Origin of the sequence: Rahnella sp. NRRL B-41462 (assembly GCF_003263525.1) — a bacterium.
GTDB classification, from domain to species: Bacteria; Pseudomonadota; Gammaproteobacteria; order Enterobacterales; family Enterobacteriaceae; genus Rahnella; species Rahnella aceris.
This window is the reverse complement of record NZ_JYDF01000054.1, coordinates 1-24,105: the sequence shown is the minus strand read 5'-3', so window position 1 is coordinate 24,105 and position 24,105 is coordinate 1. Positions and strand designations below refer to the sequence as shown.

At 53.3% G+C, this 24,105-nt stretch carries 20 protein-coding genes; 11 read left to right on the top strand and 9 right to left on the bottom strand.

Annotated features, from left to right (window positions below; all coding sequences use genetic code 11):
* Positions 1-97 precede the first annotated feature (97 nt).
* The 4 genes from ebgR (at position 98) to UC14_RS14235 (ending at position 6,272) form a co-directional block, all read left to right on the top strand.
* The gene (gene ebgR, locus UC14_RS14250; RefSeq protein ID WP_037033902.1) at positions 98-1,078 is read left to right on the top strand and encodes a transcriptional regulator EbgR; all 981 of its coding nucleotides are present in this window, start codon (positions 98-100) and stop codon (positions 1,076-1,078) included.
* A 134-nt stretch (positions 1,079-1,212) separates the two neighbouring features.
* Entirely contained in the window at positions 1,213-4,269 is a 3,057-nt protein-coding gene (gene ebgA, locus UC14_RS14245; RefSeq protein WP_112197943.1) for a beta-galactosidase subunit alpha, read from the top strand.
* Entirely contained in the window at positions 4,269-4,721 is a 453-nt protein-coding gene (locus UC14_RS14240) for a beta-galactosidase subunit beta (RefSeq protein WP_112197942.1), read from the top strand. The genes ebgA and UC14_RS14240 overlap by 1 nt, the downstream gene beginning before the upstream one ends.
* Before the next feature lie 51 nt (positions 4,722-4,772).
* Positions 4,773-6,272, top strand: a complete 1,500-nt coding sequence (locus UC14_RS14235; protein WP_112197941.1) for an amino acid permease — start codon at positions 4,773-4,775, stop codon at positions 6,270-6,272.
* A gap of 92 nt (positions 6,273-6,364) precedes the next feature.
* Here UC14_RS14235 and mqo read toward each other — a convergent pair whose 3' ends face one another.
* From mqo to UC14_RS14200, 6 genes are all read right to left on the bottom strand, one after another.
* On the bottom strand, positions 6,365-8,017 hold the full coding sequence (gene mqo / locus UC14_RS14230; protein WP_112197940.1) for a malate dehydrogenase (quinone): 1,653 nt from the start codon (positions 8,015-8,017) through the stop codon (positions 6,365-6,367).
* 376 nt (positions 8,018-8,393) lie between these two features.
* Positions 8,394-10,043, bottom strand: coding sequence for a malate:quinone oxidoreductase (locus UC14_RS14220; RefSeq protein WP_013573476.1), 1,650 nt, complete (start codon positions 10,041-10,043; stop codon positions 8,394-8,396).
* 306 nt (positions 10,044-10,349) lie between these two features.
* Entirely contained in the window at positions 10,350-11,126 is a 777-nt protein-coding gene (locus tag UC14_RS14215; RefSeq protein ID WP_112197938.1) for an anti-sigma factor, read from the bottom strand.
* Positions 11,123-11,578 (bottom strand): sigma-70 family RNA polymerase sigma factor, encoded by a 456-nt coding sequence (locus tag UC14_RS14210; RefSeq protein ID WP_232829691.1) that lies wholly within the window; start codon positions 11,576-11,578, stop codon positions 11,123-11,125. The genes UC14_RS14215 and UC14_RS14210 overlap by 4 nt, the downstream gene beginning before the upstream one ends.
* 80 nt (positions 11,579-11,658) lie before the next feature.
* Positions 11,659-12,201 carry a tetratricopeptide repeat protein gene (locus tag UC14_RS14205; RefSeq protein ID WP_112197936.1) on the bottom strand — a complete coding sequence of 181 codons (543 nt, stop codon included), beginning with the start codon at positions 12,199-12,201 and terminating at the stop codon, positions 11,659-11,661.
* 31 nt (positions 12,202-12,232) lie between these two features.
* Positions 12,233-12,811 (bottom strand): cytochrome b, encoded by a 579-nt coding sequence (locus tag UC14_RS14200; protein WP_037033793.1) that lies wholly within the window; start codon positions 12,809-12,811, stop codon positions 12,233-12,235.
* A 329-nt stretch (positions 12,812-13,140) separates the two neighbouring features.
* Between UC14_RS14200 and UC14_RS14195 the strand changes: the two genes are divergently transcribed.
* Positions 13,141-13,887, top strand: a complete 747-nt coding sequence (locus UC14_RS14195) for a flagellar brake protein (protein WP_013573471.1) — start codon at positions 13,141-13,143, stop codon at positions 13,885-13,887.
* 3 nt (positions 13,888-13,890) lie between these two features.
* On the opposite strand, the gene UC14_RS14190 is transcribed toward UC14_RS14195, so the two are convergent.
* Positions 13,891-14,649 (bottom strand): SDR family NAD(P)-dependent oxidoreductase, encoded by a 759-nt coding sequence (locus tag UC14_RS14190; RefSeq protein ID WP_112197935.1) that lies wholly within the window; start codon positions 14,647-14,649, stop codon positions 13,891-13,893.
* A gap of 126 nt (positions 14,650-14,775) precedes the next feature.
* On the opposite strand from UC14_RS14190, the gene UC14_RS14185 reads away from it, so the two are divergent.
* From UC14_RS14185 to UC14_RS14170, 4 genes are all read left to right on the top strand, one after another.
* A complete protein-coding gene (locus UC14_RS14185) occupies positions 14,776-15,675 on the top strand; it encodes a LysR family transcriptional regulator (RefSeq protein ID WP_198670075.1) in 900 nt (299 codons plus the stop codon).
* Positions 15,676-15,759: 84 nt separating this feature from the next.
* Positions 15,760-16,884 carry an inner membrane protein YhjD gene (yhjD, locus tag UC14_RS14180; RefSeq protein WP_112197933.1) on the top strand — a complete coding sequence of 375 codons (1,125 nt, stop codon included), beginning with the start codon at positions 15,760-15,762 and terminating at the stop codon, positions 16,882-16,884.
* Between the two features lie 287 nt (positions 16,885-17,171).
* Complete coding sequence (locus UC14_RS14175) at positions 17,172-18,494, top strand: MFS transporter (RefSeq protein ID WP_013573467.1); 1,323 nt, start codon at positions 17,172-17,174, stop codon at positions 18,492-18,494.
* A 59-nt stretch (positions 18,495-18,553) separates the two neighbouring features.
* Positions 18,554-19,324, top strand: coding sequence for a CDP-diacylglycerol diphosphatase (locus UC14_RS14170; protein ID WP_112197932.1), 771 nt, complete (start codon positions 18,554-18,556; stop codon positions 19,322-19,324).
* A gap of 49 nt (positions 19,325-19,373) precedes the next feature.
* Here the strand turns inward: UC14_RS14170 and UC14_RS14165 are convergent, their stop codons facing one another.
* Positions 19,374-21,428, bottom strand: coding sequence for an AsmA family protein (locus UC14_RS14165; RefSeq protein ID WP_112197931.1), 2,055 nt, complete (start codon positions 21,426-21,428; stop codon positions 19,374-19,376).
* Between the two features lie 210 nt (positions 21,429-21,638).
* Complete coding sequence (pdeH, locus tag UC14_RS14160) at positions 21,639-22,415, bottom strand: cyclic-guanylate-specific phosphodiesterase (RefSeq protein WP_013573464.1); 777 nt, start codon at positions 22,413-22,415, stop codon at positions 21,639-21,641.
* 323 nt (positions 22,416-22,738) lie between these two features.
* On the opposite strand from pdeH, the gene UC14_RS14155 reads away from it, so the two are divergent.
* Positions 22,739-22,942 (top strand): 2-hydroxymuconate tautomerase family protein, encoded by a 204-nt coding sequence (locus UC14_RS14155; protein ID WP_013573463.1) that lies wholly within the window; start codon positions 22,739-22,741, stop codon positions 22,940-22,942.
* A gap of 193 nt (positions 22,943-23,135) precedes the next feature.
* Positions 23,136-24,074 (top strand): sugar kinase, encoded by a 939-nt coding sequence (locus UC14_RS14150; protein ID WP_013573462.1) that lies wholly within the window; start codon positions 23,136-23,138, stop codon positions 24,072-24,074.
* The last annotated feature ends 31 nt before the right edge of the window (positions 24,075-24,105 follow it).

Genomic DNA, 24,105 nt, shown 5'->3' with positions numbered 1-24,105 from the left:
CAGTGAGATTTTGCGGGCCGGAAGGCCGGTGAGCGGTGTACATAAGGCACTGATCACATTAAGCTACGGCTTTGGTTTACCTGATGATGAGACGCTGATGGCTACTTTGAAGGAAATCGCTGAGGCCGCGAACGTATCCGTTGCGACGGTTTCACGTGTGCTCAATGACGATCCGAGCCTGAGCGTAAAAGCGCAGACCCGCCAGAAGATTTTAGAAACGGCGGAACGCCTGGAATACAAAGTCTCGCCTTCCCGCCGCAATGCCACGCAACGCATGACGTTTGCCGCATTGTTTACTTACCGGCAGGGGCTGGAAATAGACGATCCTTATTATCTTTCCATGCGCTATGGCATTGAAACACAATGCGAAAAACTGGGTATCACCCTGATTTCCGGCTATGACTTTACCGGCGAAAAAGCGCTGCCTCCGGCGGACGGTTTTCTGGTTATCGGACAACCTCAGGCCGCACTGCATACGCAGCTCGCGCAACAATCCACGCCGGTCGTTTTCATTGATGGCGTAATGGAAGACCCGCAATCTGACTGCGTTAATGTGGATTTATTTAAGATCAGCCAGAAGGTCATCGACTTCTTTATCGGTCAGGGTTATTCGCGCATCGGCTTTATCGGCGGCCGCGATCACCCTGAATTCCCGGATCAGCGCGAGCAGGCCTTTGTGGAATATGGCCGTCTGAAAAACGTCGTCCAGCCGGACGATATCTGGTACGGCAATTTCACCAGCCAGTCCGGCTATCAGTGCGCCAGGAAAATGTTGCAGCAAAATGCGCCTTATCCCCCGGCGTTGCTGATTGCCACCGATACCATTGCGCTGGGCGTGACCCGTGCGCTACTGGAACACGGCGTTAAAATCCCCGAGCAAATCGCGCTGATCAGCGTTAATGACATTCCGACAGCCCGCTTTGTGTTCCCTTCTTTATCGACCGTTCGCATCCATTCCGAAACCATGGGCGCACAGGCGGTCAACCTGCTGACCGAACGTCTGCGCGATGAACGCACCGTACCGCTGTCGGTATTTGTGCCAGGATCGCTGCAACTCCGGGACACCACCCGCCGGTAAAATTTAACTGCATGATCCTCAAACCGATTTTTTATTTTTTGTGATCGCCCTGACAACCAGTAAAACTTTTTAGTTATTTTTACTAAATATTTACTATCTTCTCTCCCATAGAAACACGTCTCAGGAGAGATCACGTGAATAATTGGGAAAATATCGAGAAGCAGTCGGAGAACCGTTTACCGCCACGCGCCTCCTTTTTCAGCTATGAAAATCCACAGGCGGCGCTGCGTTTCGATCGCGCAGCCAGTCACTGCTTTCAGTTGCTCAGCGGCCGCTGGCAGTTCCGCTTTTTCGAGCACCCGGCGTTAGTCCCGGATGAATTCTACAATCAGCCGATGACTGCATGGGGCCACATCACCGTCCCCGGCATGTGGCAGATGGAAGGCCACGGTCAGCTGCAATATACCGATGAAGGTTTCCCCTTCCCGATCGACGTTCCTTACGTTCCCACTAATAATCCGACCGGCGCGTATCAGCAGCGTTTTACCCTCGATGCAGCCTGGACAGGCAAACAAACGCTGATCAAATTTGACGGCGTGGAAACCTATTTCGAGGTGTATGTGAACGGGCACTACGTCGGATTCAGCAAAGGCAGCCGCCTGTGCGCAGAGTTCGATATCAGCGCCAGCGTGAAACCGGGTGAAAACCTGCTGTCGGTGCGTGTTTTACAGTGGGCGGATTCAACATATATCGAAGATCAGGATATGTGGTGGATGGCGGGAATTTTCCGCGATGTGTATCTCATCGGTCAGGATCCGGTTCATCTTAACGATTTCACCGTAGTCACCACATTCGATGAAAACTACTGCGACGCCGTGCTCAACATTGATGCCGTGCTGCGTAATTTACACCAACCCGTCAGCGGTTATCGCCTGCACGCGCAGTTATTCGACGATGGCGTCTGCGTGGCACAGTTATCAGCAGATAACCTGAATATCGGCGATGAAACGCGCTGTCGCCTGGACATTCCGGTCACTCATCCACGCCAGTGGAACGCGGAACATCCTGAGTTATATCAGCTGTTGCTGACGCTGTATGACGACACGGGACAGATGATTTCGGTGGTACCTCAGCGCGTTGGCTTTCGTGACATCGGCGTGCGCGACGGGCTGTTTTACGTCAACGGACGTTATCTCAAGCTGCACGGCGTAAACCGCCACGACCACGATCACCGCAAAGGGCGCGCGGTTGATATGGCGCGGGTGGAACGCGATATCATCCTGATGAAACAGCACAATATTAACGCGGTGCGCACCGCGCATTACCCGAATGATCCTCGCTTTTACGAGTTGTGCGATATCTACGGATTATTCGTGATGGCCGAAACGGATCTGGAAAGTCACGGTTTCGCGAACGTCGGCGATCTGAGCCGCATCTCCGACGATCCGCACTGGGAACACGCCTATGTGGAGCGTATCGGGCGTCACGTCATGGCGCAAAAAAACCACCCGTCGATCATTATGTGGTCGCTTGGCAACGAATCCGGTTATGGCTGCAATATCCGCGCCATGGCGAAACACTGTAAAGCCCTCGATCCGACGCGTCTTGTTCACTACGAAGAAGATCGCGACGCCGAAGTGACCGACGTCATCAGCACCATGTATTCCCGCGTACAGATGATGAATGCGTTCGGCGAATACCCGCACGCCAAACCGCGCATCATCTGCGAATACGCGCATGCAATGGGCAACGGTCCCGGCGGATTAGCCGAATATCAGGCCGTTCTGAATCGCCATGACAGCCTTCAGGGGCATTACATCTGGGAATGGTGCGATCACGGATTGCTGGAAACCGGTGAAAACGGCCAGATGCGTTATACCTACGGCGGCGATTACGGCGATTATCCAAACAACTACAACTTCTGCATGGACGGGCTGATTTACCCCGACCAGACGCCCGGCCCCGGCCTGCGCGAATATAAACAGGTGCTGTGCCCGGTCGGCGTCAGTCTCCGCGGCGGCGCGCTGCACATCAAAAATCGTTACTGGTTCAGCTCACTGGAAGACATCACGCTGTCGCTGACCGTTCAGGTCGCCGGACGCGGCCTCGAAACCCGAGAAATTTCCCTGCCACACCTGCAACCCGGCGAAGGCGAAACGCTGGCGCTGCCAGAATTTCCCGCCAGCGGTCAGGAAGTTTTCCTGAATGTTGGCATCCGAAAAAACAGCCCGACGGTGTACAGCGAGGCGCAACATCCGCTCGGACAGTATCAGATGCTGTTGCAGGCAGCCCGCCCGTCAGCCATGAAACCTGCGCCGAAAAAGTCCGCAACGCTGTTATGTGATGAGCAAAAACATCAGCTTATCGTCAGCGGCGAGGGCTTCCGGCTGGCATTTTCCCGTCTGGACGGCGAACTGCAAAGCTGGCAAGTGGATGACGAAGAGATCACAGGCCGTGCGCCGAAACTCAATTTCTTTAAGCCGGTCATCGACAACCATAAACAGGAGTTCGAAGGCCTCTGGCAGCCCCATCATCTGCATATCATGCAACAGCATTTCCGGCAGATGCACTGGGCGCGCCAGGAGGACGACGTCGTCATTGAAGTGCAAAGCATCATTGCGCCGCCTGTTTTCGATTTCGGTATGCGCTGCACTTATCGCTGGCAGATATCGCCTCAGGGCGTCGTCACCCTCGATTTATCCGGCACGCCTTACGGTAATTTCGATTCAATTATCCCGAAGATCGGCCTCGATTTTGGCGTCAGCCGTCGTTTCACGCAGGTGGAATATTACGGGCGCGGGCCGGATGAAAACTATCAGGACAGCTGTCAGGCCAATCTCATCGGCCATTATCAGCAGCCGGTGAGCCGTTTATTTGAAAATTACCCGATGCCGCAGGACAACGGTAACCGGCAGGATATGCGCTGGCTGAGTCTGTGCGATGACGCTGGAAAAGGGATTTTCATTCAGCCACGCCAGCCGCTCAATTTCAGCCTGTGGCCATACAGTGCGCAGATGCTGCAACAGGCGCAGCATATTGATGAACTGACGCCGGACGGCTGCCTGACCCTCAATCTCGATCACAAAATTTCCGGTCTGGGCTCCAATTCCTGGGGTTCCGAAGTGCTCGATTCTTATCGCGTCTATTTCTCGGCATTCCGCTACGGCTTCACGATGGTGCCGTTCAGCCAGCATGGCACCAACAGCCAGCAGCTCGCGGAATTCACCTTTCATCCCCGGGAGGAAAACTGATGATTATTCTCGACTGTTTAACCGAATTTCAGCGGCTCTACCGTAGCGGAAAAAAATGGCAGCGCTGCATGGAAGCCATTAATAACCTGGACAATATTCGTCCCGGTGTTTTCCATTCCGTCGGCGATTCGCTGGTTTACCGGCTCGCCAGCGGCAGCGAAAAACAGCGGGCGGAATTCGAGGGTCACCGCCGTTATTTCGATGTGCATTACTACCTTGAAGGCACGGAGGAAATCGAGTTTTCTGCGAAATCTGCCCTGCACCGCGTGTCGCCTTATGACGATGAAACGGATCGCGAATTTTTTACCGGTCAGGGTGAAACGATAAAGGTACCTAAAGGCCGCGTGATCATTTTTGAAAACCACGAAGCGTACCGGTTCAGACCGGAAAAAGACGTCAGAAAAGTCATTTTAAAAGTGACCGTCGAAGAGAGTTATTTCGTTAATAAATAATAAAAAAACAAGAACCACTTACCCTATAAACATCGCAGTTGGAGAGTATTTATGGCCGGGTCCAGTCGAAATACCATAGGCAAATTTGGATTGTTATCCATGACATTTGCCGCCGTTTTTAGCTTCAATAACGTCATCAACAATAACATCCAGTTAGGCATCGCCTCGGCACCGGTATTTCTGGTGGCGACCATCATCTACTTTATTCCGTTTTGTCTGATCATCGCCGAATTTGTCTCATTGAATAAGAGTTCGGAAGCCGGTGTGTATGCCTGGGTGAAAAGTGCCCTCGGCGGCCGCTGGGCGTTTATGACCGCCTATACTTACTGGTTCGTGAATTTGTTTTTCTTCACGGCGCTGCTTCCCCGCGTTATCGCTTATGCGTCTTACGCCTTTTTAGGGCACGATTATATTTTCACGCCCTTCACGACCGCGATTATCAGCATCTGTCTGTTTGCCTTTTCCACGATGATTTCCAACAGCGGTGCGAAACTACTCGGGCCGATGACCTCCGTCACCTCGACATTAATGCTGCTGCTGACGTTCTCTTATATCGTGCTGGCGGGTGCTGCGCTGATGGGCGGCGCAGAACCGGCGGATCCGATTAATGTTCAGGCGATGACGCCGCATTTTAACTGGGCATTCTTAGGCATTATTGCGTGGATATTCCAGGCAGCAGGCGGCGCAGAATCGGTCGCGGTATACGTGAATGACGTCAAAGGCGGCAGCCGTGCTTTCGTGAAAGTCATCATTATTTCCGGGCTGGTGATCGGCGTGCTGTATTCCATCGCCTCGCTGCTGATTAACGTGTTTGTGGCCAAATCCGCGCTGCATTTTACCGGCGGCACGGTGCAGGTATTTGAAGGGTTATCCGCACACTTTGGATTACCGGCGGTGCTGATGAACCGCTTTGTCGGCGTGGTTTCCTTCACCGCCATGTTTGGCTCATTACTGATGTGGACGGCAGCGCCGGTAAAAATCTTCTTTACTGAGATTCCTAAGGGGATTTTTGGCGAGAAAACTATTCGTCTGAATAAACACGGTGTTCCGACCCGCGCGGCGTGGATCCAGTTCCTTATCGTTATCCCGCTGATGTTAATTCCGACATTAGGCTCAGACAGCGTGCAAGATTTAATGAATACGCTGATTAACATGACCGCTGCCGCGTCGATGCTGCCGCCGCTGTTTATTATGCTGGCGTACCTGAATCTGCGTCTGAAATACGACAGCGTCGAGCGCGATTTTAAGATGGGTTCCAGAATGCAGGGGATCACTATCGTCGGTACACTGATTGTGATTTTCACCGTCGGGTTCATCGCCTCAACCTTCCCGACCGGTGCCAGTATTATCACCATTGTGTTCTATAACGTCGGCGGACTGGTGTTGTTCCTCGGCTATGCCTGGTGGAAATACAATAAATATTCCAAAGAACTGGACGATAAAACCCGTTATCACGAAGACACGCCGCTGGCGAGAATTGTGCTGGAATCGCAGAATGAAACAGCGCGGGTGAAGAAAGAGAATATGGCAAAGTCACTTTCCGGGGCGTAAGACTGCGCCCTGCAAAGCGAAAATAAGGACATAAAAAAACCGCCTGAAGAGGCGGTTTTTATTTTTCTGCACCAGAACTTACAGCGCAGAACTTACAAAGCGATATCCGCAGGTTGTTTCGGCTCTTGTTTTGCCTGAACATCCAGCGGGCGCAGCTGAACCACCTCAGCCACTGGCGTGGTGATCATCGACGGCGTTTCCAGTTGCAGAATACGGCTGGTTTCCAGCAGCTCTTTCTCGGTCGCTTCGATATTGCCATTCAGTTTAGTGCCGTAAGACGGGATGATTTCCCGGAATTTGGCCTGCCATTCCGGGCTCGCGGCTTTTTCTTTAAAGACCGTTTCCAGCAGTTTCATCATGATCGGCGCTGCGGTTGACGCACCCGGTGATGCACCCAGCAACGCCGCAATACTGCCATCTTTTGCGCTCACCACTTCAGTGCCCAGACGCAATACGCCGCCGTGTTTGCCATCTTTTTTGATGACCTGCACACGTTGTCCGGCCACCCAGCGTTTCCAGTCTTTCTGCTCGGCTTCGGGGAAAAATTCCTTCAGTGCGGCATGACGGTCTTCATCGCTGAGCATCACCTGCCCGACCAGATATTTCACCAGATCGAAGTTACCCATGCCGACATGTGTCATCGGCAACAGGTTGGAACTGTTCACACTGCCAAACAAATCCCAAAGGGAACCGTTTTTCAGGAACTTACTGGAGAAAGTGGCGAACGGCCCGAACAGCAGAACCTGTTTGCCATCAATAATGCGGGTGTCGAGATGCGGAACGGACATCGGTGGCGCGCCCACGGCCGCTTTGCCGTAAACCTTCGCCAGATGGCGTTTCACCACATCCTGATTTTCGGTCACCAGGAATTCACCGCCGACCGGGAAACCGCCGTATTCACGCGCTTCCGGAATGCCGGATTTTTGCAGCAGCGTCAGGGACGCACCGCCCGCGCCGATGAACACGAATTTCGCATTCACCACGCGATGTTTGTGGCTGTGTTTCAGATCGGTAATCGTCACGCGCCAGCTTTTATCCGGATTGCGCTGGATATCGCGCACTTCCTGACCGTTTGCCAGCGTGAAATTGGATTTCTTCTGCAACGCCTCGACAAGCTGGCGGGTCACTTCGCCGAAGTTCACGTCCGTACCTGCGGTGGTGCGGGTCGCGGCAACTTTTTGCTTCGGATCACGGCCTTCCATGACTGCCGGGATCCATTGTCTGATTTGTTCCGGGTCTTCCGAATATTCCATCCCGCGGAACAGCGTGCTTTCCTGCAACGCAGCAAAACGTTTGCGCAGGAAATCGATATTCTCATCGCCCCAGACAAAGCTCATGTGCGGCACGCTGTTGATGAACGAGCGCGGGTTATTCAGCACGCCTTTCTGCACCTGATACGCCATAAACTGACGGGAAACCTGGAAGGCTTCGTTGATCGCCACGGCCTTGGTGATATCGACAGAACCGTCGGGCATCAGCGGGGTATAGTTCATTTCTGCCAGCGCGGAATGGCCGGTACCGGCGTTATTCCAGCCGTTGGAACTTTCCTGCGCCACGCCGTCCATGCGTTCAATCATATGGACTGACCAGTCCGGCTCGAGTTCCTGGAGATAGGTCCCCAGGGTAGCACTCATAATTCCGCCGCCGACCAGCAATACATCAACGGATTTTTCGTCTTCTGCGGCCGCAGGCTCGCTGGCACCCAGTGAGTCACGGTTGAGAAGCATACCAAGTATCTTTCTCATGACGTCTGTTTCTCTAAATGTTCAGTTCTGTTCTGTTATGAATCGTTGTTGTGACTATCGAACAAGAAATTAGCAAAAAAACACGCGGGATCGTTACTGAAACTTCATTTTTTCAAATGATGGCTACGAATATAACATTATCACTACAAAAATTAAAAAAGGATTTAACGTTTCAAAAAAACAGGCAAACGGGATACCGGACAGCGCTTCAGGCCGCGTCACCGCTGGATTTGAAGGGTTTTGCAAAGGAATTCCGGAGGGCTTTGGGTCGGTCAAAGAACGAGCTATTCGTGCTAAATCGGGTTTTGTGGTGAAAGCGAGATGTTAAAAAGGCGCAGTTGCCCACGCCTTTACGATCACTTTTTACGGAATCAGATTACAACGCGACGTCTGCCACTTGCTTCTGTTCTTCACCCTTTTTAGGGGCTGAAGAATTGTCCGCCGCCGGAGCCGGTTCCGCCGCTTTCGGTTGCGGGTTGTCGAGCATCAGAACGCGGCTGGTGTCGCCCAGTTCTTTCTCGGTTGCCGCCACGTTGCCGTTCAGTTCAGTGCCGTATGAAGGGATGATTTCCTTCAGTTTGGCCTGCCACTCCGGTGTGGCGACTTTGTCTTTAAACACTTTTTCCATCAGGTGCAGCATGATCGGAGCCGCAGTGGATGCGCCCGGAGAAGCGCCCAGCAGCGCGGTAATGCTGCCGTCTTTCGAGCTGACCACTTCGGTGCCGAGACGCAGAACGCCGCCTTCTTTCTCATCTTTTTTGATGATCTGCACACGCTGACCGGCTTCCCACAGACGCCAGTCTTCTTTCTTCGCATCCGGGAAGTATTCACGTAATGCATCGAAACGGTCGTCATCGGAGAGCATCACCTGGCTGACCAGATATTTCACCAGATCAAAGTTGTCGATGCCCACGTGGGTCATCGGCATGATGTTGGAGAAATTCACGCTGCCGAACAGATCCCACAGGGAACCGTTTTTCAGGAACTTGCTGGAGAAGGTGGCGAACGGCCCGAACAGCAGAACCTGTTTGCCATCCAGAATACGGGTATCGAGGTGCGGAACGGACATCGGCGGTGAGCCGACAGACGCTTTCCCGTACACTTTCGCCAGATGACGTTTCACCACGTCCGGGTTCTCAGTCACCAGGAACTCGCCACCCACCGGGAAGCCACCGTAGTTATCCGCTTCAGGAATACCGGATTTTTGCAGCAGCGTCAGGGACGCGCCGCCTGCACCGATAAACACGAATTTCGCTTTGATAACGCTTTCTTTGCCGTCGTTTTTCAGGTCGGCAACGGTCACGTCCCAGGTGTTATCCGGGTTACGTTTAATGTCGCGCACTTCATGACCGAGGCTCAGGGAGAAGTTAGGCTTCTTCTGCAACGAGGCCACCAGCTGACGGGTGATTTCGCCGAAGTTTACGTCGGTACCAATCGGAATGCGGGTCGCAGCGATTTTCTGCGCCGGATCACGCCCTTCCATCACCAGCGGGATCCACTGTTTGATTTGCGCCGGGTCTTCTGAATATTCCATGCCACGGAACAGCGTGCTTTGCTGCAATGCCGCAAAACGTTTACGCAGGAAATTGATGTTGTCATCACCCCACACAAAACTCATGTGCGGCGTGCTGTTGATGAAGGAACGCGGGTTGTGCAGCACGCCGTTCTCAACCTGATAGGTCCAGAACTGACGGGAAATCTGGAAGGATTCGTTGATTTCGACCGCTTTGGAGATATCGATACTGCCGTCGGCTTTTTCCGGTGTGTAGTTCATTTCTGCCAGCGCAGAGTGGCCGGTACCGGCGTTGTTCCAGCCGTTGGAGCTTTCCAGCGCTACGCCGTCCAGACGCTCAACCATATCGATGGACCAGTCTGGCTCTAATTCCTGAAGGTATGTCCCCAGCGTCGCGCTCATAATGCCGCCGCCGATCAGTAACACATCAACGGGCTTTTCATCTTCTGCCAACGCTGACTGGCTGAAAGCAACCACGTTAAGGCAGAGGATCATGGCGAGTATCTTTCTCATGACGTCTGTTTCTCTGAATGTTTAGTTTTAGTTTTGCAGGTGAAAGCTATCCAGATTTCCTCTGGATAAACGAAATCAACAACCCGGCGGTGCGGTGGGAAATAAGCGATTATTTCCACAGAGTATGAAAGGACAATAATGGGGAGCAACGAAAACCGCGGCGAAGAACGACAAATCAACCACACAAATGTTACCGAATACTCATATTATCGAGATTTCGTAAACAATTTAACATTATCGTTACGTGCATTAAAAATAGTTTAATACTTTAAATAATTACATAAGTTAGTGACGTGACGAAATCATTCAGGCCAGATTCGCCTGTAAAGCCGCGGCATGCGCGGCCAGAGCCGGTGCCGGACTGTGGCCGATCAGCATGAAGTTGTAACCGGCATTGCGCCAGTAAACCACGTTCATTCCCCGGCGGATTTCTCGCTGCAATGCCGTATTGTCGCGGTGCTCGCTGCGCGTAATACACAGCGCCATCGGGCCGTACCGCGCGTCAAGATAGGTAATTTGCGCGATGTCATATTCGTCATAATGCAACATACGGGCATCTTTCAGATCCGCGCCCTGCACCGCCAGCGCCGCCGGGCTCAGTGCAATGCCTAAGGTGTTTTGCACCCGCGCGAGCTGGATTTTTTGTTGTCCGGCAGAATCATCCACATCCGCCAGCGTCTGCGCGGTATACAGCGACATGTAATCCGCCACGCGCGCACGCCAGTTATCGTCAGAAGCAAAAAGCGTGGAATAACGTCCACCCAGCAGCCCGACGGCCAGAAAGCTTAACGACGCGGCGAGCAGTGCGCGACGGCTGAATCCGGACGAACCGGCAATCCGTGCGTCAGGGACAGCATCGAGCGCAGCCTGTAATTTCCCGACCGGCGCTTCCTGCAACATCGCGCCAAAGGCGTCGTGGAACGGTAAATTGCTGCGTGACATCTGCGCCAGCCGCTGCGCCAGCACGTCGTCCTGCGCCAGTTGTGCATCAAATTTTGCACGCTGAGATTCGCTTAGCTGGTTATCGAGGTATGCCACCAGAACTTCATCGGCGTAAGGCGCAGCCGGGATTTCACGGGTCATTTTTTCTCTCCCTGCTGCGGTTGGGTGGCGGTACCGGTGTCTTTTGCCAGCGTCAGCCGGGCGGTCGCCAGACGGCTCATGATGGTACCGATGGGGACGGAAAGCGTCATTGCCGCCTCCTGATAGGTGAAACCTTCGACATACACCAGAAACACTGCGTTGCGCTGGGCTTCCGGCAGCCGGTTCACCCGCTGCATAACCTGCGTATGCCAGTGACGTTCCTCGAAAGACAGCGTATCGGCGGGCGCCTGCGTTTCATCAACATCAGCAAAACCCTGCCCCTGACGGACGTACTGCGCCCTGAGTTCGTTAACCCATATGGAGTGCAGGATAGAAAAGAGCCAGCGATCCACACCGGTGCTGTCCTTAATCTGCGCGCAGCGTTCCAGCGCCCGCACGCAGGTGGATTGCACCAGATCGTCCGCCACATCATGCTTGCGCGACAGCACCATCGCGTAGCGCCACAGACGTGACAGGCACTGGCTCAGTTCAGAACGTAAGTCTGCCGGTGAGATTTATCGATTCTCCGTGATCAGGATTCCGGATGACCGTCGATGGCGGCGCTCAGGTCGCGGTATTCTTCGCAGCCGGTGCCGCACAAGCCTTTGATGGTCGCTAACTGGGTTTTGGCGAGATCAGGACGCCCTTTAATCATATAAGCCTCGCCGAGATATTCCCGGACTTTGGCATACTTCGCGTCAATCGCAATCGACTTCTGATAATAGCTGATACCTTCGTCGGTGCGCCCGAGTTTACGGGTGGCATAGCCGCGATAGTTCCAGGCTTCTTTGGTGTTCTGATCTTTCAGCGTATCCAGCACCGTCAGCGCTTCCTGATAACGGCCGGTTTTCGCCAGATGATAAGCGTACTGCGTTTTATCCTGATCGGAAATCATGCTGCCTTTATCCACCATGCAGCTCTTAGTTTTGCTGTCGTAGATTTGCCCCTTCGGGCAGTCCGGCGTTTTTTTAGCGTCGGAATCATCACCCATCGCGTTAGCGGCGGCGCTGAAAAACAGCAGATTGCCCGCCAGACACACAACCGACAGCGCCTGTATTACCGTTTTTGTCTTCATAATGATGTCCTGTAGGGAATTAACTGATGACTTACGGGCGGCTTGTGCTGCCCGGTAACATGCGGCGCAAAATGCCGTCGCGGAGAACGTAATGGTGAAAAAGTGCCGCCAGCGCGTGCACGCCCGCAATAATGATCAGCGCCCAGGCAACGTTGTTGTGCAACGAACCGAAAGTTCTGGTCATCACACTGTCGAAATTGAACACGTCAGGAATTGGGAATAAACCGAAGAAGTAGAATGGTTCGGCCTGCGACCAGCGGAATAAAAAGCCCAGAATGATTTGCGCGACCAGCAATAAATAGAGCGCCAGATGGGTCAGGTGCGCGGCGGCTTTCATCAGCGTCGGCATGGCGACCGGTTGCTGTTTACTGCGACCGGTGCTGACGGTAAACAAACGCCATAAAAGACGCCCGATAATAATCGCCGCCAGCAGGATCCCCACCGAGATATGCACCGATTGCAGCCCTTTGCGCAGCGGCGTGCCGCGCTCCAGCACTTCCCAGATATGCGCGCTGGCAAACAGGAAGATGACGGCCAGCGCCGTCAGCCAGTGCAGCAAAATAGTCAGGCCGTCGTAACGGCTGCGAAGAACAGAAGATGAAGTTTGCATAAAAACCGTGCCCGTCAGTGTTCGATATAAAGGTAAACACCTGAGCAGCGATTTTTATTCGCCGTGAAGGGAAATAATTTTCTCCGGTGAGGTTTTAAATGAAAAAATTGAGGAGAAAATAGGCATCAGAACGCGAAAAGATAGCCTATATATAAATCAGAGACGCGCAAACAGCGCCCTGCGCGCCCGGATTGTCCCTTTTTGCGGGTCAAAATAGACGTTATTGCGCGATAAAGTTTTGCTCTGAGTGGCCGATAATCCGTATTGGGCGCCTTATACGTCAACGGCTGCGCCATAATTTTGCATTTATTTCTTATGAGGTGTGGCAGGTGAGCGAAGTATCGAAAGAGTCGTTTGCGAAGCGGAACACGCTGGCAATTTTGTCCGTTCTGCGAGACTTAAAGAAGAACCAGACCCTGGTCATGGTCAGCCATTCCCGCGGACAATTTATCAGTAAAATTCTGGACGTTGATGCTGACAACCATCAGTTCCTGTTCGATCTGGGCAGTTCAGATTACGAGAACACTCTGGCCGCTGAAGCCGGCACACTGACGTTTGTTGCGGAACCGGCCGGTGCCAAGGTTGAGTTTTCCTGCAGCAGAGTCCGCCAGGTCAGCTATGAAGGTTTGCCGACATTTACCTGCGATCTTCCGCCCGTGTTGTATTTCATTCAGCGCCGTGAGTATTTCCGCGTGAGTGTACCGCGGATGTCGGATTTCCGTTGCAGCGGAATATTGCCTGATTCCTCTGAGTTTGCTTATCGCGTGCGTGATATCTCACTTGGCGGGCTGGGGCTGGAGATTGAAGGGGCTACACCGCCGGAAATCACCAGCGGGTCAATGCTGAAAGATTCGCTGATTCAGCTAGCGGAGCTGGGAACCTTTACATTAGATCTGCAGTATCTCGGCGCGATGGTGCGTAAATCGGTGAGCAATAAAGGCGAAACCGTGACGTCGCAGCGGCTGAGTTTTAAGTTTCCGAATTTATCACCCGCGCAGGAACGCGACCTGCAACGGGCGATTTTTGAGCTGGAAAAACAGCAGCATATGAAAGCGAAGCGTTTCCAGCACGATTAACGTTTAGATAAACATACCGCCTGAGGCCTCAACGCGCTGGGCGGTCATCCAGCCCGCTTCATCACTGAGCATCAGCGCCACCATATCACCGATATCATCCGGCAAACCGGCGCGGCCCAGCGCAGTATTGCTGGCAACCAGTCTGTTCACATCCGGATTATCGCGCACCATACCCCCACTGAAATCCGTTTCAATTGCGCCAGGAGCCAGCACATTGGCGGTAATCCCGCGTGCGCCGAGTTCTTTCGCCTGATAGCGGGTCAGCACTTCGATGCCCCCTTTCATCATGGCGTAAGCCGATGAGCCCGGCAGAGCAAAACGCGCCAGCCCGCTGGAGATATTCAGGATGCGGCCACCGTCGGCCATCAGCGGCAACAGTTTTTGCGTCAGGAAGAACGGCCCTTTCAGATGGACATTCATCATCAGCTCAAACTGTTCTTCGGTAGTATCGGCAAAAGACTGATGTAAACCTACCCCGGCATTGTTGATCAGAAAATCAAAAGTATCGCGCTGCCAGACCTGTTGCAGTTGCGCTTTTACCTGCACAACAAAGCCATCAAAACTGCCGGACTCACCGGTATTGAGCTGCAACGCAACGGCCTTTCCACCCTGTGCTTCGACAGAAATCACCACTTCCTGTGCCGCAGCGGCCTGATTGTGGTAAGTCAGAATCACGTCAACGCCCTTTTTTGCCAGCTTTTCAATGGCATTCTTACCTAAACCACGGCTTCCGCCGGTCACTATTGCGATTTTACGGTTCATATCTGACCTCATTGGCTTTTTGCACCTTCTGCATCGGATGAAACACAGCCTATTGGATTACCGCAGAGTGATAAATGAGCCATAATGATTTTCACTGTCTCATTCTCAACAACAATCAGGCAAATTGTGGATAAAATTCAATCAATGCAGGTGTTTGTGCGCGTCGCTGAACTGAGTAATTTTACCCGCGCGGCTGAAAGCCTGGGATTGCCCAAAGGCAGTGTGTCGCGGCTGGTGCAGCAACTGGAAACGCGGATGTCGGCACGTTTGCTGCACCGCTCAACGCGCCGCGTACAACTGACACAGGACGGACAGGTGTTTTATCAGCGCTGCAAAGAGTTGCTGGCCAGCATGGATGAACTGGAATCGATGTTTCAGTCGAATCCGGCCAGTGTCAGCGGACGTTTGCGGGTTGATATGACCACCGGTATGGCGACGCATCTGGTGTTACCGCGTCTGGCGGAGTTTCTTAACCGTTATCCGGCGCTGGAAATTGAACTGAGCTGCACCGATCACCGCGTGGATGTGGTGCGGGAAGGGTTTGACTGTGTGATCCGCTCCGGCACCCTTAAAGATTCCGGGCTGATTGCGCGTCCGCTGGGGCATCTCAGCATGATTAACTGCGCCAGCCCCGGTTATCTGCGCCGCTACGGCACGCCGGATCACCCTGACCAGCTGGCACAACACGCCATGGTGCATTATGAACAAATCCTCGGCAGCCATACGTCGGCCTTTGAATATCTCGACGGCAAACAGGTGAAAACGGTCAAAAGCGGCGGCGCGGTGACGGTTAACAGCACCGAAACCTACGTCAGCGCCTGTATCAACGGCCTCGGCATCATTCAGGTTCCGCTGATTGGTGTACGCAACGCGCTGGCGGGTGGTCAGCTGGTCAGTATTTTGCCGCAGTTCCGTGCACCACCAATGCCGGTGACGCTGGTTTATCCGCATCGTCTGAATCTGTCACGCCGCGTTAAAGTGTTTATGGACTGGCTGACCGATATCACCCAAACGTTCATTGCCTGAGCTTTCAGACGCCTCTGGCTTAGCCCTCACCGCTCAGGCGTCTATACTTAAGGCCGGATGAATTTTTAAGGACAACATGGATCAATGCCCATCATTTCAAAACAAGAACCGGCCACACAGGAAAAACCGACCCCGCTGATCAACATCAAAACCGGCAATCAGACGGTGGATAAAAACATCAGCAGATTTTCACGACTCGTGGAATACGTGCAGTCCTGGGGCTGGGTGGCACATTTGCTGCGTGCCACGGAACGCTTTAACGATCGCCTTGGCAGCCAGTTTGGCGCGGCCATCACCTATTTCTCCTTTCTGTCGCTGATCCCGATTCTGATGGTGTCCTTCGCTGCGGTCGGTTTTGTGCTGGCCTCAAATCCTGATTTGCTGGCAGAACTGATCAACCGAATCGTCAACAGCATCAGTGACCCGAATCTGGCGAATACGCTGAAAAGCACGGTAAATACTGCCATCCAGCAGCGTACTGCCGTGGGGTTATCCGGTTTGCTGATTGCGCTTTACTCCGGCGTGAGCTGGATGGGGAATTTGCGCGAGGCGATCCGTGCCCAGTCGCGCGATGTCTGGGAGCGTAATCCGCAGGATCAGGAGAAAATTTACCGCCGCTATATTCGCGATTTTATTTCCCTGACCGGGCTGGTGCTGGCGCTGATTATCACGCTGTCGCTGACGTCGATTGCCGGTGCCGCGCAAAAAACCATTGTCGATGCGCTGGGTCTGGGTGGCATTGACTGGCTCCGCCCGGTGATGACCAGTATCACGCTGGTGATTTCCATTGCCGCTAACTATTTGCTGTTCCTGTGGATTTTCTGGATGTTGCCGCGCCACAAACCACGCAAAAAAGCGCTGCTGCGCGGGACGTTACTGGCGGCGATGGGTTTTGAGGTGATTAAATTCGTGATGACCATGACACTGCCGAAGCTGGCGACCTCACCTTCCGGCGCAGCGTTTGGTTCAGTGATCGGCCTGATGGCTTTCTTCTATTTCTTCGCCCGCCTGACGTTGTTTGTCGCCGCGTGGATAGCGACGGCGAAATACAAAGATGACCCGCCGATGCCGGATCCGAAGCAAAAAGCCGCCAAACACGCGAAAAATGCCACGGAAAACGACAGTGAATACACGCCGGACAACCTCATCGTGCCAGACGAAATGCATATATCCACAGTTAATGCTGAAGATGAAGTTAAAAAGCAGTGAATAATGCTAAGTCAGGCATGGCACCGCCGTGAAAACCAGAATAACTGACTGAGAGCCGTACTTTTATTTTGCGGTTTTGCAGTCAGTTGCTCTGCCTTTTACCCATTCGCCAAACTTATGACTGGCGAAATCCTGCCCTGATAAAATAATCCCCCGATCCGGCTTTAAACGCCTTTTTTCGCGGCTTCCGCTGCGTTGAAATACCGCCGCGCTCTGCATAAGATGCCTTTTCGATATACATTTATTTACATTAGATCCCTCCCACTCATTACAAATAAGAAACACTTATGCAAGCCACTATCACTCCAGAATTAGAAGCTGACGCGCAATTGGTGAGTCAGAACTCCCGCAGCAAAGTCATCGTGGCATCGCTTATCGGTACGGCCATTGAATTCTTCGACTTTTATATCTATGCCACTGCTGCGGTGATTGTTTTCCCGCACATTTTCTTCCCGCAGGGTGACCCGACGGCGGCCACGCTACAGTCTCTCGCGACCTTTGCCATCGCCTTTGTCGCCAGGCCGATCGGCTCCGCGCTGTTCGGCCACTTCGGCGACCGCGTCGGACGTAAAGTCACGCTGGTGGCCTCTTTGCTGACGATGGGCGTGTCTACCGTGGTGATCGGCCTGCTGCCGACCTACGCAACCATTGGCGTTTTCGCACCGATGCTGCTGGCGCTGGCACGCTTTGGTCAGGGTCTGGGCCTTGGCGGTGAATGGGGCGGCGCGGCGCTGCTCGCCACCGAGAACGCACCGGCGAAGAAACGCGCCCTGTACGGTTCTTTCCCGCAGCTTGGCGCACCGATTGGCTTCTTCTTCGCGAACGGCATGTTCCTGCTGCTGTCGTGGCTGCTGACCGACGAACAGTTTATTTCCTGGGGCTGGCGTGTGCCGTTCCTGCTTTCTGCGGTACTGGTGATCGTCGGTCTGTATGTGCGCGTTTCCCTGCACGAAACACCGGTATTTGCCAAAATTGCCAAAGCCGGTAAACAGGTGAAAGTGCCAATCGGCACGCTGTTCACTAAATATAAAAAGGCGACGATTCTCGGCACCTTTATCATGGTTGCGACTTACACGCTGTTCTACATCATGACCGTGTATTCACTGGGTTACGGCACTGCCGCAAAGCCGGTCGGGCTGGGCATTCCGCGCAATGAATTCCTGCTGATGCTGATGATCGGCGTGGTCGGTTTCGGCGTGATGGTGCCGGTTGCCGGTCAGCTGGCGGATAAGTTTGGCCGTCGCAAAACCATGATTTGTATTACGCTGCTGATGATCGTCTTCGCCCTGTGTTTCCCGACCATTCTGGGTGCCGGTTCACAGGCGCTGGTGATGGTATTCCTGCTGTGTGGTTTCATGGTGATGGGGCTGACTTTCGGTCCGATGGGTGCGCTGCTGCCGGAGCTGTTCCCGACAGAAGTTCGCTATACCGGCGCGTCCTTCTCCTATAATGTGTCTTCGATACTGGGCGCATCTGTCGCGCCGTACATCGCCACCTGGCTGGCAACCCATTACGGGTTGTTCTATGTGGGCGTTTATCTGGCTTCAATGGCAACGCTGACGCTGATCGCGCTGCTGCTGTCCAAAGAAACCGCCCATCAGTCATTGTAACTGACCCGGATACCGTGCCCGGTTTGCGCCCGGCACGGTGCCTTCTGCGAAGGTCTCTTATGCGCTTGCGTCGATTTATCCTGCCTGTTCTGATCCTGCTTATCCTTATTACTGCGGCCTTTTGGTATTTCTGGCCACACACCTCCAATCCCAACGCTCTGTGGAACATCATCAGCAAAAAATGCGTGCCGAATCAGCAAAGCACGGGCAAACCTGAGCCCTGCGCGCAGGTCGATGAACAACAGGGTTTTGTGGTGCTGAAAGATCTGAACGGCCCGCTGCAATATTTGCTGATGCCGACCGCGCGGATCACCGGTATGGAAAGCCCTGCGTTGCTGGAACCGTCAACGCCAAACTTTTTCAGCCAGGCATGGAATGCGCGGCATTTTATGGCGGATAAATACGGTAAACCGATTGATGACAGCAATGTCTCGCTGGCGATTAACTCGCAATACGGACGGTCGCAGAATCAGCTGCACATCCACATCTCCTGTCTTTTGCCACAGGTAAAAACCACGCTGAGCAAAGATGGCGGGCAGATGGGATATAACTGGCAGGAACTGCCGGATAAGCTGCTCGGACACACCTATCTGGCGCGTAAAGTGACGCAGGCTGAGCTGAATGAGAAAGGCGCTTTCCGGCTTCTGGCCGAAGGTGTGCCTGAAGCCGATAAAAAGATGGGACATTTCGGCATGGCGATGGTCAGCCTGCCGGGCGGCAATTTCCTGCTGCTCGCCAGCGAGCGTGACCTACTCAAACTCAATAGCGCCTCCACCGAAGAAATCCAGGACCACAAATGTGCGGTACTGGATCCGGTGCCTCAGCCTTAAAGCCCCCTTCCGGCCTCCCCTTCGCAGGGGAGGCGTTAATCCAATAGGATTACTTCTGTTTCATCTGCTGCAAGATCGGGCCGCACTGGTTTTCTTCATTATCACTTGGAGAGATCAACGCCAGCAGCGCGGCAGCCGGGGCAACGACAGCGCCAAGCGCGACGGCTGCGGCACCGCGGGCAATCAGCGGCCCTGGTTTCACGCCGGCATCCGGATTTTTATAGGTGCCACGAACATACAGCGGTGAACGTAAGGTCAGGATACGCACGCCCTTGCTTTCAGGGTTGATCGACAGATCCAACCGTTCGGTTGCCATATTGGTGTTGCCGGTAATGTTAATCACCGCATTCTCAGTATCGAACACAAACAGCCGTGGCGTGACCAGTCCGTTCTTCACATTGACGTTGGCGGCCGCGCAGTTGATCGCCACTTCATCATCGCCGAACAGTTTACTCACCACGTAATTACCGACATTCAGCCCCGCCAGTTCCATCAGGCCACGGCTGATCACGCCATCGTTAATAAGGATTTTCATATCACCGTTGCTGGTACCGAGCAGCGCTGCGACCGAATTCCCGGTGCCGGTCAGCGTGGCGTCACCGTTCAGGTCGCCCAGACTGCGCTCCATTGACTGTACGTTTGGCAGCAATTGCTTGAGCTTCAGTTTGCGGGCATGGATATCGGCGCGCGCCTGCATCGGCGATTTGTCACCTTCGAGGCGGATGGTGGAATTCAGATTACCGCCAGCCAGACCGAAACGCAGCGGGTCGAGCAGGATCTCGCCGTCGGTCAGTTTCAGGTGAGTACTCAAATCGCTCAGCGGCAGGGATTTACCATGCTCGATACGTTTGGCGCTGAATTTCACATCAGCGTCCATTACCCGCCAGCTTTTGGTATCGAATTTCTCCACCGGCAATACTTTGTCGGCAGGCTGCCGGGTAGTTTCACCACGTTTGGCTTTGTCCTGGTTAGAATCGGCACCAATCAGCGGAGCCAGATCAGCAAAGCGCAGCTGTTTTGAAACTACCTCACCGGTCAGTTTAGGTCGCGGTTTAACGGCCTGATAAGTCAGTGAGCCGTGAATATCGCTGTCGCCGATTTCACCGTTAAAGTTCTGATAACGGTAAATTGCGCCGTCTTTATCATGCAACGTCGCCGATAAATGCCCGTCGGTGGAATACGGTGGCGTTTGCGGCAGCAGCACGCCGGTCAGGCCATACAAGTCAGACAGCGTCTGGCCGGAGAATTTCAGACGTAAATCCAGCCCCCCGAGATTCATCGGATCCTGCAATGTCCCCGCGACGGCCACCCGCGTATTCCCGGAACGGACATCTGCCTGTAACGGGAACAGCACATCCGGGTCTTTCAGCGCCAGCATGCCACCGATTTTGCCGCTGCCGGAAAGCGATTCACCGTTGTATTTGCCGTCAACTTTCCAGCCAAACACATAAGGCGGGGTTTTGGTTTTCGGTGCATCTTTCTTATCACCGACCACTTCCGTGAACGGCAGCGGTTTGCCCAGCGGATCAATCACGGCGCGGAAATCAGCTTTCAGTTTCGCGTCTTTATAGTCAATTTGCCCGCGATCAAACACGATATCATTGAGCGTGAATGACCAGGCAGACGGCGGCTGCGCCGGATCCTGCGTATCGCTGTTGGCGAGATTGAACGTCCAGTTATTTTTGCCATTATCCAGACGCAGCAATGAAGCATCAGGCTGTTTCAGCCAGATGCGCGGGATCAGCACTTCTTTATGCAGTAAGGCGAGTGGCGCAATGCTGGCGTCAACGCGGGCGAGTTTCACCATCTGCGCGTCTTTTTCGCCGGTTTGCACATCGGAAGGGTTACCGAGCACGATATCTTCAGCATGAATGTGCGGCCACGGCGCCCACGCGCGCCACCCCGCTTCGTCTTTCTGACGCGACCAGTCCACGCCTAAATCACCGCGGATCGCGAATGCGCGGTTCAGTTCGGTGCTGACTTTTTGATTGATGGTCGGTTTGAGGCGGTTCCAGTCGAATGTCGCAATGAAAATCACGACAGCAATCAACGCAATGATAATCACACCCACAACCCAGGAAATCACTTTACCTGTGCGCGTCATAAATCTGTTCCTTTCAGACAGTTAACCAATCCTAAGTTTTAACCATAGTAGAATTCTCAACAGCTTGCAGAAAGGGGCATTCATGAAGGGGGCATATCAGGCAGGAAGTCGGAAGGTAATGCTTTTTAAATCAGTGAAATGAAAATGCATCACACACAACGAGTCACCAGCAACTTTGAGAGTTTGCCTCAGCAGGTCAGGCGTGATCCATTATCCTTTGAAATGTATGGGCAGATTATCCAGATTGTCGAAAATGGTGGGGCGCGCCAGATAATAGCCTTGTGCCGCCAGCGCATCAGAATTGCAGACCATCGCCCATTCAGAGGCCGTTTCAACGCCTTCAATAATCACGCCTTTGCTATAGCGATTCATCAGCGTCACCAGCGTGTAAAACAGCCGCGACCCCTCTTCACTCTGGCCAAGCAAAATAAACAGATCGCGGGCGATTTTGATGTATTCGTAATGCCAGGTGGTGAAGGAAGAGAAGTTAGCGATACCCTGACCAAAGTCATCGAGCCACAACCGGTCAGATTGCTCGATTTGCGACAGCGGGATACTCAGCGCATTTTCGGCGCTTTCAACCAGTTCAAAACGGACATACGGCATCGCGCTGATTTGCGCGCGCAGCGCCGAATCAGATTGCAGCATTTCCAGTACCTGACCATCTACGTTAATCGACGCCAGTAATTCGTTTTCAATGAACAGATGCTGCCAGCGCTGCAACAGGTCGAGCTGCTCCTGCACGATTTGCAAACGTTTGCCCACAGCGATCGCGACAAAATATTCTTCCGGCGAAATGAATTTGTGCGGGCTCGCAGGGTGAAAAATCCCTGTCAGCAATTCAATTCCCAACAGCTTTCCTGTGGTGCGATAAATAGGCTGAAAACGGTACACTCTCTGACACTGACGCCAGTAAGACTGTGCTTTTACGCGCTCTATGGCGGTAAAAGAAGGCGTAATCAGCCCTAACATCATCTTAGTTATCATATTTTTCTGCCGTCATGAATAAGAATCAGATAATCAGGGGGACATGCGGCAACATGTGTCGCGTGACTACAATGTGATTCATGTCAACAGCGTGTGTTCGCAGAACACTGTGTTTCATGGAGGCAAAGTAGCCCGGTTTCCTGGCTTTCTTTAGTAGAGTTATCTATCGGCGCTGCGCGGGGAAACTTTAATCACTCGATATAACCTTACAATCTGTGCGCCTAAATCAGCCAAAAAGCCGGGCTGGAAGTTCTTTTACACAGGCTCTACAGTGGAAGCACTGAATATTTTATTGACGCCTCATTCACAAGCCGGAGAAAAAAATGCCTTACGTTAATATCAAAATCACCCGCGAAGGCGCGACAGCTGAACAGAAGAAAGCGCTGATCGCCGGGGTGACACAATTACTGGTGGACACGCTGGGCAAAAATCCGGCGACGACCGTGGTCGTCATTGACGAGGTCGACACCGATAACTGGGGAGTGGGTGGACGTCCGGTGACCGAACTGCGTCAGGAAAATAAGTAACTGCCTCAGGTGGAAGTGCTGACGCTTCCACTTTTCCCCTCGTTTTTTCTTCGTTTTTTTGCCTGCCGCCTACAAAAATAAAACCTTGTTTTAATTTATTTGACTGACCGCATTCTTATGAAGAGACTAGAGCGCAATAATGACGGTCTTTTCTTTCCTTTCGTTTTAATGCTTCAGACATAGGCTAGGTACCATGACCAGCAAAAACATTGCCGTTATCGGCGAATGCATGATCGAATTATCTCAGAAAGGCGATGCGCTCCACCGCGGTTTTGGTGGCGACACGCTGAACACGTCTGTTTATATCTCCCGCCAGGTTTCCCCTGATGCGCTGAACGTGCATTACGTCACCGCGCTCGGCAATGACAGTTTCAGCAATGAAATGTTGCAGGCCTGGCAGCAGGAAGGGGTTCACACGGATCTGACCCAGCGCCTTGAAAACAAGTTACCCGGTTTGTATGTGATTGAAACGGACAGCACCGGCGAGCGCACCTTCTATTACTGGCGCAATGATGCTGCCGCGCGCTACTGGCTCGACAGTCCGCAATCCGAAGAGATTTGCCGGAAACTGGCAGAATTTGATTATCTGTATCTGAGCGGTATCAGTCTGGCGATCCTCAGCGACGCAAGCCGTGACCGTCTGATGACCTTGCTGAAAGCCTGCCGTTCACGCGGTGGCAAAGTGATTTTCGATAACAATTACCGTCCGCGTCTGTGGGCCAGCAAAGAACAGACGCAGGCCGCATATAACGCCATGCTTTCCTGCACCGACATCGCCTTCCTGACCCTCGATGACGAAGATATGTTGTGGGGCCAGAAGCCGTACGACGACGTGATTGCGCGCACCCATGCGCTGGGCGTCAGCGAAGTGGTCGTCAAACGCGGAGCCGACAGTTGCATCGTCTCCAGCGCTGAAGGCGAGTTGCATGATGTCCCTGCGGTGAAATTGCCGAAAGAGAAAGTCATTGATACGACGGCAGCAGGAGATTCCTTCAGCGCCGGTTATCTGGCGGTGAGGCTCACCGGTGGCAGCGCGGTGGAAGCCGCAGTGCGTGGACATGAAACAGCGAGTACGGTTATCCAGCATCGCGGGGCAATCATTCCGATGGAGTTTATGCCGGGGCGGGCATAAGGGGAGTTTTTCTTTACTCCTCCCCCTGCGA